The following is a 255-nucleotide window of genomic DNA, read 5'->3' as shown; positions in this document are numbered from 1 at the left end:
CGCGTGTCGGGGACATTGCTTGGTGGGTAGTTTGACTGGGGTGGTCGCCTCCAAAAGGATAACGGAGGCTTCCAAAGGTTCCCTCAGTACGCTTGGTAACCGTACGTGGAGTGCAATAGCATAAGGGAGCTTGACTGTAAGGCCGACAAGCCGAGCAGGGTGGAAACACGGGTATAGTGATCCGGCGGTTCTGAATGGAAGGGCCGTCGCTCAAAGGATAAAAGGTACGCTGGGGATAACAGGCTGATCTCCCCC

1 rRNA gene is annotated in these 255 nt (G+C 55.7%); it reads left to right on the top strand.

The features are described from left to right. Positions 1-255 (top strand): 23S ribosomal RNA (locus J0A68_RS22770); the annotation flags it as partial.

Source organism: Algoriphagus oliviformis (assembly GCF_017254915.1).
In the GTDB taxonomy this organism is placed as follows: Bacteria; Bacteroidota; Bacteroidia; order Cytophagales; family Cyclobacteriaceae; genus Algoriphagus; species Algoriphagus oliviformis.
This window is presented reverse-complemented; position numbering and strand designations above follow the sequence as displayed.